This window comes from Microcystis sp. M49636_WE2 (assembly GCF_030065375.1).
GTDB classification, from domain to species: Bacteria; Cyanobacteriota; Cyanobacteriia; order Cyanobacteriales; family Microcystaceae; genus Microcystis; species Microcystis aeruginosa_C.
Window position 1 is genome coordinate 1 of record NZ_JASJFG010000062.1, and the last position, 2,223, is coordinate 2,223.

2 protein-coding genes are annotated in these 2,223 nt (G+C 38.5%); both read right to left on the reverse strand.

From position 1 onward, the window contains the following. Positions 1-830: hypothetical protein (locus tag PX484_RS01445; RefSeq protein ID WP_288102701.1), on the reverse strand; the 830-nt coding region annotated here is incomplete at its 3' end. Positions 831-921: 91 nt separating this feature from the next. After that, the coding region (locus PX484_RS01450; RefSeq protein ID WP_288102702.1) for a leishmanolysin-related zinc metalloendopeptidase at positions 922-2,223 on the reverse strand (1,302 nt) is incomplete at its 5' end.

A 2,223-nucleotide genomic window follows, 5' to 3' on the forward strand; every position in this document is an offset into this window, starting at 1 on the left:
CCGCCAGCAATTCCCCAAATCTGGTTATTATCAAAGGTAATTTCTCTGATTCCCCGTCCCCCTAAATCTAGAAGTGTTGCACCATCGAATTGATAGTTATCCAGATTAGCCATTGATAGTAAAACAGCATAATTCTTAGCGTCTAATGTGACAACGGGAGAACGTAAGCCAATCCAAACCTTGAATTTTTCGAGGGATAAAGGCTCAGGAATGGCTACTGCTCCTTCCGCATTAAAAGCATTGGCTTGTTCACACGCCACTTTATCTCCTAATGATTGATTAGCCTTGGTTTCCGCCTCATCAATAGCACGACTCACGGCACTGATAATCTTGTTAGAATTCACATCTAGACCTTGAAAGAGAACTTTAGAATCGATTTGAGGACTTTGGATCAGTTCACCAATAATTTTTAATTGATTTCCCGACAATTGAGCCTGTACAAACCGTTGTCTATTTGCTTTGATCTCACATTTATTGTTACGACTGTGAGAACCGAAGAGAAGAACTTTATTATCATCTAATTTTGCGATCGCTTCAATGTCACTTATTTTTTTCTCTAAGGCTAACTGACTTTGACGAGTTGAGTCTAATTGCTTAGAACTCACAGAATAGAGAAAGAGAGCGTCTTTTTGTTCATTATCTGCTACTAAAAGGCAATTTCCTTCTGATTCTGGACAGGTTACTTTTACGACAGCAGATGGTTCACAGACAGGATATTTTCCCAGTGTTGATACATTGTCAGCCTTAATATGAGCCATCGGGAAAAGCCAACCGAGAAGAAGAGCCAAACTAAGTGCTGATAATAGCTTGAAAAGGTGGGTAATTTTCATAGAAACAGTCCTTAAATTATGAAACACTCGATCGGGGGAAGCTTAATTCAGGAAAATAGTAATAACTCCCCCCATATTTATGTTGACAATTTTAGGTCAATGCGGTGTAAATTTCCTCCGATATTTCGGTATCTTTATAGTATTCAAAGTTAATTTCTTGGACTGTTTCTGTCATGGTGAATAGAACATCTTCAATCTCACGAATCAAGGTTTCTAAATTCGTTTTTTGGATTAATTCCTCAGCAATAACATGACCGAGAAGTGCCATCACTTTAATCGTCACAGGTAAGACATATTCATAGGTATCTTTGAATCCCGTCATTAATTCCTGATCAAATCGTTCTTCGTCCCAGTGGGAATATGCTGTTCCTGGACCATAATCGGTTTCAACAAACATATATTGTAGTTCGGGAATCTTCTTGATTGTTTCGGGTTTAAAAGCACCCGTATTTTGATAAAACAAATTCATCCATTGATCCCAACCAAATCCTAATGTATGTCCAATTTCGTGAATAATTGTGCCAGCAATACCATAATTAGTAAACGTTCCAAGATACTTAGTATTAAACTCAATCTTGCCATAGACGGTATTGCCTTGTTGATAAGGTTTATAGGCTCTAGCAATCACAGAACCAGGACTATAAAATGTTCCTAGTCGGATCACAATATTAGACTGAGGAATGACAAAACGATTCCAAAAGTTACAGGCTAATTTAGCGGTTGCTTTCAGCTTCCCATTGTCATCGTTTAAGATTTGGTAAGTAATCACCGTGCTTCGGTTAATATTTGGGCGAATGATATTGACATGAGGACTATAAGCAAACCAGATGACTGAACCATTGACAGGGGAAGATAAAAGCAATTTCCAATGATTATGATCCACCCTGTCATACTGTTGAATCTCAAGTTTCGATCCAGCTAATAAAGTAAATTTTTGTCTTGGATCGGTTATCTGTGTACTATCAATGGGGTATTTTTTAATGACAGTATTTACCAATGCTTCGATAGCTTGAGTCGTCATAAACTTTTCTTCTCCATTGCCAATAAAATCATTTGAGCGCACAATAGTATAAGGTTTATCGGGATAAAAATTGTGGTCTTTATCCATCTCTCCCCGCACATAAGGAGCAAGGGGTGCAACAGCTTCTATGTCACGATGAAAGGCCAGAGTTTCTAATTCAACCCATCCACAATTGCTATTTACTCCTTCAGGTTTAGAGATAGCTGTACCAAGAATTTCAGAGACGGGAAAAAAAGGTTTTTCTCCACCGATTATTCCTTTGATATAAGCTCCTTTAGGGATGCGTGCTACCATGTCTCCATGAAGGCTTAAATCATCGAGTTCTAGCCATCCAGGGATGCCTTGGTTGGGATTGAGTTCTTCAGGGATTGA